This window comes from Streptomyces sp. NPDC016469 (genome assembly GCF_040632905.1).
Classification (GTDB): domain Bacteria; phylum Actinomycetota; class Actinomycetes; order Streptomycetales; family Streptomycetaceae; genus Streptomyces.
This window is the reverse complement of record NZ_JBEYCQ010000046.1, coordinates 24,353-37,413: the sequence shown is the minus strand read 5'-3', so window position 1 is coordinate 37,413 and position 13,061 is coordinate 24,353. Positions and strand designations below refer to the sequence as shown.

The window sequence follows — 13,061 nt, the reverse complement described above, 5'->3', positions numbered from 1 at the left end:
TCCCTCAAGGAGGGCAAGGCCGAGGAACTGGCCGCGCTGCCGCTGGACGAGCGCCTCAAGCGCCGCATCATCGACGGCGAGAAGAACGGCCTGGAGGACGACCTCGCCGAGGCGCTGAAGGACACGCCGGCGCTCGACATCGTCAACAACACCCTCCTGGAGGGCATGAAGGTCGTCGGCGAACTCTTCGGCTCCGGGCAGATGCAGCTGCCGTTCGTCCTCCAGTCCGCCGAGGTCATGAAGAGCGCGGTCGCCTACCTCGAACCGCACATGGAGAAGTCCGACGCCGAGGGCAAGGGCACCATCGTGCTGGCGACCGTCCGCGGCGACGTCCACGACATCGGCAAGAACCTGGTCGACATCATCCTCTCCAACAACGGGTTCAACGTCGTCAACATCGGCATCAAGCAGCCCGTCTCCGCGATCCTGGAGGCCGCCGAGGAGCACAAGGCCGACGTCATCGGGATGTCCGGCCTCCTGGTGAAGTCCACGGTGATCATGAAGGAGAACCTGGAGGAGCTGAACCAGCGCAAGCTGGCCGCCGACTACCCGGTCATCCTCGGCGGCGCCGCCCTGACCCGCGCCTACGTCGAGCAGGACCTGCACGAGATCTACGAGGGCGAGGTGCGCTACGCGCGCGACGCCTTCGAGGGCCTGCGCCTGATGGACGCGCTCATCGCCGTCAAGCGCGGCGTTCCCGGCGCCACCCTCCCCGAGCTGAAGCAGCGCCGCGTTCCCAAGCGGGACACCGCCGTCCTGGAGGTGAACGAGCCGGAGGAGGGCGTCCGCTCCGACGTCTCCGTCACCAACCCGGTCCCCACCCCGCCGTTCTGGGGGAGCCGGGTCGTCAAGGGCATCCAGCTCAAGGAGTACGCCTCCTGGCTGGACGAGGGCGCCCTGTTCAAGGGTCAGTGGGGCCTCAAGCAGGCCAGGGCCGGCGACGGACCCACGTACGAGCAGCTCGCCGAGAGCGAGGGGCGCCCGCGGCTGCGCGGCCTCCTCGACCGGCTCCAGACGGACAACCTGCTCGAAGCGGCCGTCGTCTACGGCTACTACCCCTGCGTCTCCAAGGGCGACGACCTGATCCTGCTCCACGAGGACGGCTCCGAGCGCACCCGCTTCACCTTCCCGCGCCAGCGCCGCGGCCGCCGCCTCTGCCTGGCGGACTTCTTCCGCCCCGAGGAGTCCGGCGAGACGGACGTCATCGGCCTCCAGGTCGTCACCGTCGGTTCCAGGATCGGCGCCGAGACCGCCAAGCTCTTCGAGGCCAACGCCTACCGCGACTACCTGGAGCTGCACGGCCTCTCCGTCCAGCTCGCCGAGGCCCTGGCCGAGTACTGGCACGCCCGGGTCCGCTCGGAGCTCGGCTTCGCGGGGGAGGACCCGGCGGACGTCGAGGACATGTTCGCCCTGAAGTACCGGGGCGCGCGCTTCTCGCTGGGCTACGGCGCCTGCCCCGACCTGGAGGACCGCGCCAAGATCGCGGACCTGCTCCAGCCGGAGCGGATCGGCGTCCACCTCTCCGAGGAGTTCCAGCTGCACCCCGAGCAGTCGACCGACGCGATCGTCATCCACCACCCGGAGGCGAAGTACTTCAACGCGCGGTAAGACGCCGTTCGACACGTCGTAGCCGATCACGTCGTACACTGGTCGGTCCAGCGCAGGCCGGTCGCCCATCCTCCGGGACGGGTGGCCGGCCTTCTCGTCCCTCATGGAAGGTGTGCCGGATGACCAGTACGGTTCCCGCGTCCCTGACCCGCACGGCGGAGGGCGCTGCCCTCCAGGCCGTCTTTCTCGACATGGACGGCACCCTGGTCGACACCGAGGGCTTCTGGTGGGACGTCGAGGTCGAGGTCTTCGCCGGCCTCGGTCACCGGCTGGACGAGGCATGGCGGGACGTGGTCGTCGGCGGGCCCATGTCACGCAGCACCGGATACCTCATCGAGGCGACCGGCGCGGACATCACTCTCGACGAGGCCGCCGTACTGCTCAACGACCGGTTCGAGAAGCGCATCGGCAACGGCGTGCCGCTGATGCCCGGCGCCGCCCGCCTCCTCGCCGAACTGCACCGGCACGAGATCCCGACCGCCCTCGTCTCGGCCTCGCACCGCCGCATCATCGACCGCGTCCTGGACTCGGTGGGCCACCACCACTTCGCGCTCACCGTCGCCGGCGACGAGGTCGTCCGCACCAAGCCGCACCCCGAGCCCTATCTCACCGCCGCGCGCGGCTTCGGCGTCGACCCCCGGCTGTGCGCCGTCATCGAGGACACCGCGACGGGGGTGGCCGCCGCCGAGGCCGCCGGCTGCCGGGTGGTCGCCGTCCCCTCGGTCTCCCCGATCGCGCCCGCCGAGGGCCGGGTGATCGTGTCCTCGCTGGAAGAAGTGAATCTCACATTCCTCCGGAGCCTCATCAACTGAATGCGCCGGGGTGGCCACCGAGAGTATTCCTGTGAATGAAAGGAAAAGCTCTCGCGGGGGCCGTGCGGAAGAATTCCGCGCACGGCCCCCTCCGGCATTCCGTGGCGCGCCCGCTAATGTCTTTCTCCCTGAACGGATGAGGGAGAACGGCCACCATGAAACGCAAGACCCCGGTGCTGCCGGCCGTCGTGGGCCTCCTGGCGCCCGTACTCGCCGGCTGCGGCATGGCGGACGTCGGCACCACCGGAGGCGGCAGCGGCGTCATCGTCGTCGGCGCCACGGACCGGATCGCCGCCTCCGCCGACGCCCCCGCCCCGCTCGACCCGGCCGTCGGCTACGAGGCGGGCGTCTGGAACGTCCTGCGGCAGACCGTGCAGACCCTGATGGCCACCCCGCGCGGCGGTGGCCTGCCGGTCCCCGAAGCGGCCGAGAGCTGCGGCTTCACGGACCACGAGAGCGAGAGCTACCGCTGCCGGCTGCGCGCCGGACTCACCTTCGCCGACGGCAGCCCGGTCACCGCCGACGACGTCAAGTACTCCCTCGACCGGGTGCGGCGCATCAACTCCGCCAACGGGCCCGCCGCCCTCCTCGACAACATCGACACCGTCGAGACCACCGGCACCCGCGAGGTCGTCTTCCACCTCAGGACCCCCGACGCCACCTTCCCGTACAAGCTGGCCACGCCGCCCGCCGGAATCGTCCCGCGCGAGCAGTACCCCGCGAATTCCGCCCGCAGCGGATTCCAGGTGGACGGCTCGGGGCCGTACACCATGAAACCGGAAGTGAAATCCGGAAGAGTTGTGAAAATCGCCTTCACCAGGAATCCCCATTACCGGGGGACCTATGAGGTGCGGAGCGAATCCGTCGAACTCGACCTCTTCCCCGACGCCACCGCCATGGGCAAGGCGTTCGACGCCGAGAAGATCGACATGATGGCCCGCACCGTCCCGACCGACCGGGTCCAGCGGATGCTGGACCAGCCCGAGGGCGGCGTCCGGCTCACCGAGATGCCCGGGCTCGCCATCAGCTACCTCGGCTTCGACACCGAGGAACCCGCCCTCCGGAACAAGGCCGTCCGCCAGGCCATCGCCCAGGTGGTCGACCGGGGCGAAATCGCCGGCAAGGTCTACGGCGCCACCGTCGAACCGCTGTACTCACTCATCCCGAGCGGGATCACCGCCCACGACAACGCGTTCTACAGCGCCTACGGCGAACCCAGCGCCGCCAAGGCCGCCGCCCTCCTCAAGAAGGCGAAGATCCGCACCCCCGTACGCTTCACCCTGCACTACACCGACGACCACTACGGCCGGGACACCGCCACCGAGTTCCAGGCGCTGAAGAAGCAGCTCAACGACACCGGACTCTTCGACATCACCGTCGAGGGCACCCCCTGGACCCGCTACCGGCCCGCCGAACTCCGAGGCGACTACGCCGCCTACGGCATGGGCTGGTTCCCCGACTTCCCGGACCCCGACAACTACACGGCGCCCTTCCTCGGCCCGGACAACTTCCTCGGCTCGCCCTACACCTCCGACGAGGCCCGGACCCTCATCGCGCACTCCCGCCGCCAGGCCGACCGGGGCGCCGCCGCGCCCGCCTTCGAACGGCTCCAGGACATCGTCGCCCGGGACGTGCCCGTCCTCCCGCTCTGGCAGGGCAAGCAGTACGCCGTCTCCCGCGAGGACCTGAGCGGCGTCGAATGGGCGATCGACTCGGGCGCCGACCTCCACCTGTGGGAACTGGGGCGGGGCACCGACTGAGCCTGCTCCGCGCCCCGGTGTCACTGCGCGCCGGGGCGCACCAGCCCGCTCTCGTACGCGTACACCGCGGCCTGCACCCGGTCGCGCAGCCCCAGCTTCGTCAGCACATGGCCCACATGGGTCTTCACCGTCGTCTCGCTGACGAACAGGTCGGCGGCGATCTCCGCGTTCGACAGGCCGCGCGCCACCAGCTTCAGCACCTCGACCTCGCGGTCCGTCAGTGTGTGCAGCGTGTCCGGCACGGGCTCCTCGCCCGACGGCAGATGGTCCGCGTACTTGTCGAGCAGCCGGCGGGTCACGCTCGGGGCGAGCATCGCCTCACCGCCCGCCACCACCCGGATCGCCTGCACCAGCTCATCGGCCGGCGCGTCCTTCAGCAGGAAGCCGCTCGCCCCGGCACGCAGCGCCTCCACCACGTACTCGTCCAGGTCGAACGTCGTCAGCACCAGCACCTTCGCCGGACCGTCCCGGCCCGGACCGGTGATCTGACGCGTCGCCTCGACCCCGTCCATCCGCGGCATCCGGATGTCCATCAGCACCACATCGGGCTGGAGCGCGCGCACCTGGTCGAGCGCCTGGAGACCGTCACCGGCCTCACCCACCACCGCCAGATCGCCCTCGGCCTCCAGAATCATCCGGAAGCCCGTGCGCAGCAGCGGTTGGTCGTCGACCAGAAGGACGCGGATAGCCACCAGATCTCCTCAATGCCCGTCGAGGGCCGCAGGCCGGCCGGCCTCGGCCCGGACCGGCTCCATTCTGCCCTGGTCATCCTCCGCCGCACCGGCCGGGCGGACCGTCAGCGGATAGACCGGGGGAGTCCCGCCGAATTCCGGACAGAGCGCCTGGTGGTCGCACCAGCCGCACAGCTTCGTCGGACGCGGCCGCCACTCGCCGGTCCGCGTCGCCAGCGAGATCGCCTCCCACAACGCCAGCAGCTTGCGCTCCACCCGCTCCAGGTCCGCCACGACCGGGTCGTACGTCAGCACGTCGCCGCTGCCCAGATAGACCAGCTGGAGGCGGCGCGGCACCACACCCTTCAGCCGCCAGATCACCAGGGCGTAGAACTTCATCTGGAACAGCGCCCCCTCCGCGTACTCGGGACGCGGCGCCTTCCCCGTCTTGTAGTCCACGATCCGGACGTCGCCCGTCGGCGCCACGTCGATCCGGTCGATCACCCCGCGCAGCCGCAGCCCCGACTCCAGCTCCGTCTCCACGAACAGCTCGCGCTCGGCCGGCTCCAGACGCGTCGGGTCCTCCAGCGAGAACCAGCGCTCCACCAGCTGCTCGGCCTGCCCCAGCCACCGCGCCAGCCGCTCGCCCCCCGGATCCTCCGCGAACAGCTCCCCCAGCTCCGGCTTCGACTCCAGCAGCCGGTCCCACTGCCCCGGGATCAGCGCCGTCGCCCGGCCGGGCGTGCGCTCCGCCGCCGGGTTGTCGAAGAGCCGTTCGAGCACCGCATGGACCAGGGTCCCCCGGGTAGCAGCCTCGCTGGGCTTCTGCGGCAGCTTGTCGATGACGCGGAAGCGGTACAGCAGGGGGCACTGCATGAAATCGCTCGCCCGCGAAGGGGAGAGCGAGGAGGGCGGCTGCGGCCTCGGCGGGGACGGCGGCGGAACGGAGGTCATGCGAAGACCCTACGACCCGCCACTGACACCAACCGGCATACCATCGACCACAGACCCTCGAACACTGCATCATCGTGCCGAAAGGCACCGAACCGAAGGGACCTCGTGGACGAGAGCGGCGACGGCCGGCGGCCGCAGCCCGGCCCGGCGGGCCCCGGTGACGGCCCCGGCAAGGGCGCGCCCCCGCGCCGGGACGAGCCCGGAGGCGGCATCCTCATGGGCCGCCCCTTCGGCGTGCCCGTCTACGTCGCCCCCAGCTGGTTCCTGGTGGCGGCCCTGATCACCTGGGTCTTCGGCGGCCAGCTCGACCGGGTCCTGCCCGACCTCGGCGCCGCCCGCTACCTCGTCGCGCTCTTCTTCGCGATCGCCTTCTACGCCTCCGTCCTCGTCCACGAACTCGCCCACACGGTCGCCGCCCTGCGCTACAAGCTCCCCGTCCGGCGTATCCAGCTCCAGTTCTTCGGCGGCGTCTCGGAGATCGAGAAGGAGTCCGAGACCCCCGGCCGCGAGTTCGTGCTCGCCTTCGTCGGACCGCTGCTCTCCCTCGTCCTGGGCGGGCTCTTCTACGTACCCCTGCGCTTCGTGGAGCGCGGCACCGTCCCGGCCGTCCTGCTCGGCGGGCTGATGATCTCCAACCTCATCGTCGCCGCCTTCAACCTGCTGCCCGGACTCCCGCTCGACGGCGGCCGCATGCTCAGGGCCGTCGTCTGGAAGATCACCGGCAAGCCGATGAGCGGCACCGTCGCCGCCGCCTGGGTCGGCCGCGCCCTCGCCGTCGGCACCCTCGTCGGCCTCCCCCTCCTCACCCGCAGCGGTTCCCTGGGCAACGACACCGGCGAGATCAGCGGCATGGACACCGTCACCGACGCCCTGCTCGCCGCGATCCTCGCCGCCATCATCTGGACCGGCGCCGGAAACAGCCTGCGGATGGCCCGGCTCCGCGAGCACCTGCCCGGCCTGCGCGCCCGCAGCCTCACCCGCCGCGCCGTCCCCGTCGAGGCCGCGACCCCGCTCTCCGAGGCGCTGCGCCGGGCCAACGAGGCCGGTGCCCGCGCCCTCGTCGTGGTGGACGGCACCGGCGAACCGAAGGCCCTCGTCCGGGAGACGGCCATCGTCGCCGTCCCCGAGCACCGCCGCCCCTGGGTCGCCGTCAGCGGCCTCGCCCAGGACCTCACCGACGGCATGAGGGTCCCCGCCGAACTCGCCGGCGAAGCCCTCCTGGACCGGCTCAAGGCCAGCCCCGCGACCGAATACCTCGTCGTGGAGGAGACCGGCGAGATCTACGGCGTCCTCTCCACCGCCGATGTCGAGCGCGCCTTCGTCGCCGCCATGGCCCGCCCCGCCGCCTGACGCCCGCCCGCATTCCCGTACCTCCGTACCGGCGGCGGTCGGCGGCCCCTGAAACACCGGTACGCTGGTCACATGTCTGAACCGACCGGTGCCGCCCGCCGACGCGGGCCCTTCAAGGTCGGGGACCAGGTCCAGCTCACCGATCCCAAGGGACGCCACCACACCTTCACGCTCGAAGCCGGAAAGAACTTCCACACCCACAAGGGTTCTTTCCCGCACGACGAGCTGATCGGTGCCCCCGAGGGCAGTGTGGTCCGTACCACGGGAAACGTCGCCTACCTCGCGCTGCGCCCCCTGCTCCCCGACTACGTCCTGTCCATGCCCCGCGGCGCCGCCGTGGTCTACCCGAAGGACGCGGGCCAGATCCTCGCCTTCGGCGACATCTTCCCCGGCGCACGCGTCGTGGAAGCGGGCGTCGGCTCGGGCGCGCTCTCCACCTTCCTGCTCCGCGCCATCGGCGAACAGGGCATGCTGCACTCGTACGAGCGCCGCGAGGACTTCGCCGAGATCGCCCAGCAGAACGTGGAGCGCTACTTCGGCAGCCCGCATCCCGCCTGGCAGCTCACGGTCGGCGACCTCCAGGACAACCTCACGGACACCGATGTGGACCGTGTCGTGCTGGACATGCTGGCGCCCTGGGAGTGCCTGGACGCCGTCTCCAAGGCGCTGGTCCCCGGCGGTATCCTCTGCGCGTACGTCGCCACCACCACCCAGCTCTCCCGGACGGTCGAGTCCATCCGTGAGATCGGCTGCTTCGCCGAGCCGCAGCCCTGGGAGTCGATGATCCGCAACTGGCACGTGGAGGGCCTGGCCGTGCGCCCGGACCACCGCATGATCGGGCACACCGGCTTCCTCGTCACCGCCCGCCGGCTCGCCGACGGCGTCGAGGCCCCGGCCCGCCGCCGCCGTCCCTCCAAGGGCGCCTACGGCGAGGACTACGACGGCCCGGGCGGCCGGAGCGGCCCCTCCCGCGACTGACCCCGCGGCAACATACCGGCGCCGCCGCCGGGTTCCTGGACCGACCCGGGAACCCGGCGGCGGCGCCCTTTTTCGCGCGCGCCCTCATCCTTGCGCACCCCACCGTTCCACCGCCGTGTGAGGTGTGGCACGATGCTGGCCACCCCCGTACCGCCGACGCCGACGGCCGCACCACAGGAACCACAGGAGACAGCCCGCGTGCAGACCTCCGCGCTCCCGGACCTCGCGCACACCGACACCAGGCCCATGCACTGGCTCGCCACCGCGGCGGCCATGGCCGCCGTCATCGCGGCAGCCGGTCTGCTCCAGCCCGACAACAGCGCCTCGGCCTCCACCCGGCACCGCACCACGGCCCAGCAGCAGCACGAGGAAGCGGCCGTCGCCCCCGACCCGGCCAAGGCGGACTTCCCCCTGGACTGCGGCACCGTCGGCAACACCGTCGCCAAGCAGGCCCCCGGAGACCTCGACGGGGACGGCAGGCCCGAGACCGTCGCGGTGGTCCATTGCGCGGCCGGATCGGGCACCCCGCCCAGCGGCGTCTACGTCCTCACACAGGCGGGCGGGGCCGCACCCAGGATCGTCGCGACTCTGGTGGACCCCGCCCAGCAGCTGACCATCGGCGACTTCACGGTCCGCGACCGCGTCATCTCCGCCACGCTTCTCGGCTACTCCTCGTCCTCGGTGCCCTCCTGCTGCCCCGACCAGCAGGAAAAGGTCACCTGGCAGTGGGAGAACGGCGCCTTCACGCGCAGCAGCGACAGGGCCGGGACCGCAGGCGCCGGCGCCTGATCCCGGCCCGGCAGCGCCGCCCGGAGCCCCGGACGGTCAGGCCGCCTCGGGGCCGTACACCTCGACCCTGTCCGAAACGCGACGTACATGAATGCAGTCGCCCGGACACTCCTTGGCCGAATCCACGACGTCCTGGAGCAGCGGCAGCGGCACCGGCGTGGTCGCGCCCTTGTCCTGCAGCAGCTCGTCGTCCCCGCTCTTCACGTACGCCAGACCGTCGATGTCCAGCTCGAACACCTCGGGCGCGTACTGCACGCAGATGCCGTCCCCCGTGCACAGGTCCTGGTCGATCCACACCTCCAGGTCCTGCGCGTCCTGCGCCTCGCCACCGGTGGGAGCGTCCTGCCGCACGGTCATGTCGCCTGCCGTTTCCTGCGTAGCCGGACCGGGAAAGAGCCAGCCCTGACGGGTGTTGAACGCTTCGACGATACAACCGGCCGCTTTCCGATGTTGAACGGTGGGTATCCCCCTGGGACGGGGGAGAGCGCAAGGGTGAAGATCGGACACACCTCACAGTCTTTGTGATCTAGGGGTTTCAATCACCACCCACGCAGGTAGGGTCAGGAAGCGTCCAGCTCCCCTTGGAGGAGGTGAGGACCGTGGCAGCCCACGACGACGACATCAACCGCGGCATCCGGCCCGGGCGGGGGTCCGACGACCCAGCCGGCCAGGTCGCCTATCTCGAGCAGGAAATCGCCGTCCTGCGACGTAAGCTCGCCGACTCTCCGCGTCATACGAGGATTCTCGAAGAGCGGATCGTCGAATTGCAGACCAACCTCGCAGGCGTGTCCGCCCAGAACGAACGGCTCGCCAGCACGCTCCGCGAGGCCCGCGACCAGATCGTGGCCCTCAAGGAGGAGGTCGACCGGCTCGCACAGCCGCCGGCCGGCTTCGGGGTGTTCCTGCAGGCGAACGAGGACGGCACCTGCGACATCTTCACCGGGGGCCGCAAGCTCCGGGTGAACGTCAGCCCCAGCGTCGAACTCGAAGACCTCAGGCGCGGCCAGGAGGTCATGCTCAACGAAGCGCTCAACGTGGTCGACGCCATGGAATTTGAGCGTGCCGGGGACATCGTCACCCTCAAGGAGATCCTTGAGGACGGCGAACGCGCCCTGGTCATCGGGCACACCGACGAGGAAAGGGTGGTGAGGCTCGCCGAGCCGCTGCTGGACATCACCATCCGCCCCGGCGACGCCCTGCTGCTCGAACCCCGGTCCGGCTACGTCTACGAAGTCGTGCCCAAGAGCGAGGTCGAGGAACTCGTCCTCGAAGAAGTGCCGGACATCGACTACGACAAGATCGGCGGCCTGGGCGACCAGATCGAGCTGATCCGCGACGCGGTCGAGCTTCCCTATCTCCACCCCGACCTCTTCAAGGAGCACGAGCTGCGCCCGCCGAAGGGCATCCTGCTCTACGGCCCGCCCGGCTGCGGCAAGACGCTCATCGCCAAGGCCGTCGCCAACTCCCTGGCGAAGAAGGTCGCCGAAGTCACCGGACAGCCCGCCGGCAAGAGCTACTTCCTCAACATCAAGGGCCCCGAGCTCCTCAACAAGTACGTCGGCGAGACCGAGCGCCACATCCGCCTGGTCTTCCAGCGTGCCCGCGAGAAGGCGAGCGAGGGCACCCCCGTCATCGTCTTCTTCGACGAGATGGAGTCGCTCTTCCGCACCCGTGGATCGGGCGTCAGCTCGGACGTGGAGAACACCATCGTCCCGCAGCTGCTCGCCGAGATCGACGGCGTGGAGGGCCTGGAGAACGTCATCGTCATCGGCGCCTCCAACCGCGAGGACATGATCGACCCGGCGATCCTGCGCCCGGGCCGGCTCGACGTCAAGATCAAGATCGAGCGTCCCGACGCGGAGGCCGCGAAGGACATCTTCGCGAAGTACCTCACGCCTTCGCTGCCGCTGCACGCGGACGATCTGGCCGAGCACACCGGCTCGAAGGAAGCCGCGGCGCACGCCATGATCCAGTCGGTCGTCGAGCGGATGTACACCGAGTCCGAGGAGAACCGCTTCCTCGAGGTCACGTACGCCAACGGCGACAAGGAAGTCCTGTACTTCAAGGACTTCAACTCCGGCGCGATGATCCAGAACATCGTGGACCGGGCCAAGAAGATGGCCATCAAGGCATTCCTCGACCACGGTCAGAAGGGCCTTCGCGTCTCCCATCTCCTCCAGGCCTGCGTGGACGAGTTCAAGGAGAACGAGGACCTGCCGAACACCACCAACCCGGACGACTGGGCCCGTATCTCCGGCAAGAAGGGCGAGCGGATCGTCTTCATCCGCACGCTCGTCACCGGGAAGCAGGGCGCGGACACCGGCCGCTCCATCGACACGGTGGCCAACACCGGTCAGTACCTGTAGAAGGCGTACCGGCTGCGGATGCCCCGCCGGGCATCCGCAGCCGGTTGCTTTCCGGCCGGCCGCGGGCGACACCGCGGCAATGACGACGCAATTGATCTCCCCACCGGCAGGCGGGCGTTCTAGGCTCAGGCGTACCGCCCGTTCGCGCAGCGCGGGACGGGCAGACCGCGCACGCACCGAACAAGCAGCGGTACTTGAGCGCCGCCCCCGGAAGGGAGCGCCGCCGGGCAAGGAGGGCCGCATGACCGTACGGCGAGTAATGGGCATCGAGACGGAGTACGGGATCTCCGTCCCCGGACACCCCAACGCCAATGCCATGCTCACCTCGTCCCAGATCGTCAACGCCTACGCGGCGGCGATGCACCGGGCGCGCCGCGCCCGCTGGGACTTCGAGGAGGAGAATCCGCTGCGGGACGCGCGAGGCTTCGACCTCGCCCGCGAGACCGCCGACTCCAGCCAGCTCACGGACGAGGACATCGGCCTGGCCAATGTCATCCTCACCAACGGAGCCCGGCTCTACGTCGACCACGCGCACCCCGAGTACAGCTCCCCGGAGATCACCAACCCCCGGGACGCGGTCCTGTGGGACAAGGCCGGCGAGCGCATCATGGCCGAGGCGGCCGAGCGCGCGGCGCAGCTCCCGGGCGCCCAGCCGATCCACCTCTACAAGAACAACACGGACAACAAGGGCGCCTCCTACGGGACGCACGAGAACTACCTGATGAAGCGGGAGACCCCGTTCTCGGACATCGTGCGCCACCTGACGCCGTTCTTCGTCTCGCGCCAGGTGGTCACCGGCGCCGGACGGGTCGGGATCGGCCAGGACGGCGGCGAGCACGGCTTCCAGCTCAGCCAGCGCGCCGACTACTTCGAGGTCGAGGTCGGCCTGGAGACCACGCTCAAGCGCCCCATCATCAACACCCGCGACGAGCCGCACTCGGACGCCGAGAAGTACCGCCGGCTCCATGTGATCATCGGCGACGCGAACCTCTCCGAGATCTCGACGTACCTGAAGCTGGGCACCACCTCGCTCGTCCTGTCCATGATCGAGGACGGCTTCATCAACGTCGACCTGGCCGTCGACCAGCCGGTGCGCACCCTGCACCAGGTCTCCCACGACCCCGGCCTCCAGCAGCTGATCACGCTGCGCAGCGGCCGGACACTCACCGCTGTGCAGCTCCAGATGGAGTACTTCGAGCTGGGCCGCAAATACGTCGAGGAACGGTACGGGGCGGACGCCGACGAGCAGACCAAGGACATCCTGAGCCGGTGGGAGGACACCCTGAACCGGCTGGAGAACGACCCGATGAGCCTGGCCGGTGAGCTGGACTGGGTGGCGAAGCGGCAGCTCATGGAGGGTTACCGGCGCCGAGACGGCCTGGACTGGGACGCCGCCCGGCTGCACCTGGTGGACCTCCAGTACGCGGACGTACGGCAGGACAAGGGGCTGTACAACCGTCTGGTGGCCCGCGGCCGGATGAAACGCCTCCTGGACGAGCGGGAGGTCGAGCGGGCCCGCACGGCGCCGCCCGAGGACACCAGGGCGTACTTCCGCGGCCGCTGCCTCGAACAGTACGCGGACGACGTCGCCGCGGCCTCCTGGGACTCGGTCATCTTCGACCTGCCGGGCCAGGACTCCCTTCAGCGGGTGCCCACGATGGAGCCGCTGCGGGGCACCCGGGAGCACGTGAAATCCCTCCTGGACCGCTGCCGCACGGCGCAGGAGCTGGTCGACGTCCTCTCGGGCCGCTGAAAGCGCCTGAAAGGGCTCCC

General features: G+C 70.0%; 11 protein-coding genes. 8 read left to right on the top strand and 3 right to left on the bottom strand.

Annotated elements, in window-relative coordinates; all coding sequences use genetic code 11:
- From ABZ565_RS32985 to ABZ565_RS32975, 3 genes are all read left to right on the top strand, one after another.
- A partial coding sequence (locus ABZ565_RS32985) for a vitamin B12 dependent-methionine synthase activation domain-containing protein (protein ID WP_361035249.1) occupies nucleotides 1-1,608 on the top strand: 1,608 nt, incomplete at its 5' end.
- Nucleotides 1,609-1,727: 119 nt separating this feature from the next.
- The gene (locus tag ABZ565_RS32980) at nucleotides 1,728-2,420 is read left to right on the top strand and encodes an HAD family phosphatase (RefSeq protein WP_361035246.1); all 693 of its coding nucleotides are present in this window, start codon (nucleotides 1,728-1,730) and stop codon (nucleotides 2,418-2,420) included.
- A 155-nt stretch (nucleotides 2,421-2,575) separates the two neighbouring features.
- Nucleotides 2,576-4,180 carry an ABC transporter substrate-binding protein gene (locus ABZ565_RS32975; protein ID WP_361035243.1) on the top strand — a complete coding sequence of 535 codons (1,605 nt, stop codon included), beginning with the start codon at nucleotides 2,576-2,578 and terminating at the stop codon, nucleotides 4,178-4,180.
- A 20-nt stretch (nucleotides 4,181-4,200) separates the two neighbouring features.
- Here the strand turns inward: ABZ565_RS32975 and ABZ565_RS32970 are convergent, their stop codons facing one another.
- Both ABZ565_RS32970 and ABZ565_RS32965 read right to left on the bottom strand, forming a co-directional pair.
- Complete coding sequence (locus ABZ565_RS32970; protein WP_018103734.1) at nucleotides 4,201-4,872, bottom strand: response regulator transcription factor; 672 nt, start codon at nucleotides 4,870-4,872, stop codon at nucleotides 4,201-4,203.
- Between the two features lie 9 nt (nucleotides 4,873-4,881).
- Entirely contained in the window at nucleotides 4,882-5,727 is an 846-nt protein-coding gene (locus tag ABZ565_RS32965) for a PD-(D/E)XK nuclease family protein (RefSeq protein ID WP_361035258.1), read from the bottom strand.
- 183 nt (nucleotides 5,728-5,910) lie between these two features.
- Here ABZ565_RS32965 and ABZ565_RS32960 point away from each other — a divergent pair, with 183 nt between their 5' ends.
- The 3 genes from ABZ565_RS32960 to ABZ565_RS32950 all read left to right on the top strand — a co-directional run bounded on the left by ABZ565_RS32960 (nucleotide 5,911) and on the right by ABZ565_RS32950 (nucleotide 8,922).
- Nucleotides 5,911-7,155 (top strand): site-2 protease family protein, encoded by a 1,245-nt coding sequence (locus ABZ565_RS32960; protein WP_361035238.1) that lies wholly within the window; start codon nucleotides 5,911-5,913, stop codon nucleotides 7,153-7,155.
- A gap of 72 nt (nucleotides 7,156-7,227) precedes the next feature.
- Nucleotides 7,228-8,133, top strand: a complete 906-nt coding sequence (locus ABZ565_RS32955) for a tRNA (adenine-N1)-methyltransferase (RefSeq protein WP_361035235.1) — start codon at nucleotides 7,228-7,230, stop codon at nucleotides 8,131-8,133.
- A gap of 198 nt (nucleotides 8,134-8,331) precedes the next feature.
- A complete protein-coding gene (locus tag ABZ565_RS32950; protein WP_361035232.1) occupies nucleotides 8,332-8,922 on the top strand; it encodes a hypothetical protein in 591 nt (196 codons plus the stop codon).
- Nucleotides 8,923-8,958: 36 nt separating this feature from the next.
- Here ABZ565_RS32950 and ABZ565_RS32945 read toward each other — a convergent pair whose 3' ends face one another.
- Nucleotides 8,959-9,279 (bottom strand): ferredoxin, encoded by a 321-nt coding sequence (locus ABZ565_RS32945; protein WP_361035229.1) that lies wholly within the window; start codon nucleotides 9,277-9,279, stop codon nucleotides 8,959-8,961.
- 242 nt (nucleotides 9,280-9,521) lie between these two features.
- On the opposite strand from ABZ565_RS32945, the gene arc reads away from it, so the two are divergent.
- On the top strand, nucleotides 9,522-11,288 hold the full coding sequence (gene arc, locus ABZ565_RS32940) for a proteasome ATPase (RefSeq protein ID WP_073967936.1): 1,767 nt from the start codon (nucleotides 9,522-9,524) through the stop codon (nucleotides 11,286-11,288).
- 241 nt (nucleotides 11,289-11,529) lie between these two features.
- Nucleotides 11,530-13,041 carry a depupylase/deamidase Dop gene (gene dop, locus ABZ565_RS32935; protein ID WP_361035226.1) on the top strand — a complete coding sequence of 504 codons (1,512 nt, stop codon included), beginning with the start codon at nucleotides 11,530-11,532 and terminating at the stop codon, nucleotides 13,039-13,041.
- Nucleotides 13,042-13,061: the final 20 nt, after the last annotated feature.

Coding starts and splice junctions, on each gene's coding strand:
- ABZ565_RS32980 (WP_361035246.1), top strand. CDS start 1,728: ATGACCAGTACGGTTCCCGCGTCCCTGACCCGCACGGCGGAGGGCGCT.
- ABZ565_RS32975 (WP_361035243.1), top strand. CDS start 2,576: ATGAAACGCAAGACCCCGGTGCTGCCGGCCGTCGTGGGCCTCCTGGCG.
- ABZ565_RS32965 (WP_361035258.1), bottom strand. CDS start 5,727: ATGCAGTGCCCCCTGCTGTACCGCTTCCGCGTCATCGACAAGCTGCCG.
- ABZ565_RS32955 (WP_361035235.1), top strand. CDS start 7,228: ATGTCTGAACCGACCGGTGCCGCCCGCCGACGCGGGCCCTTCAAGGTC.
- ABZ565_RS32945 (WP_361035229.1), bottom strand. CDS start 9,279: ATGACCGTGCGGCAGGACGCTCCCACCGGTGGCGAGGCGCAGGACGCG.
- dop (WP_361035226.1), top strand. CDS start 11,530: ATGACCGTACGGCGAGTAATGGGCATCGAGACGGAGTACGGGATCTCC.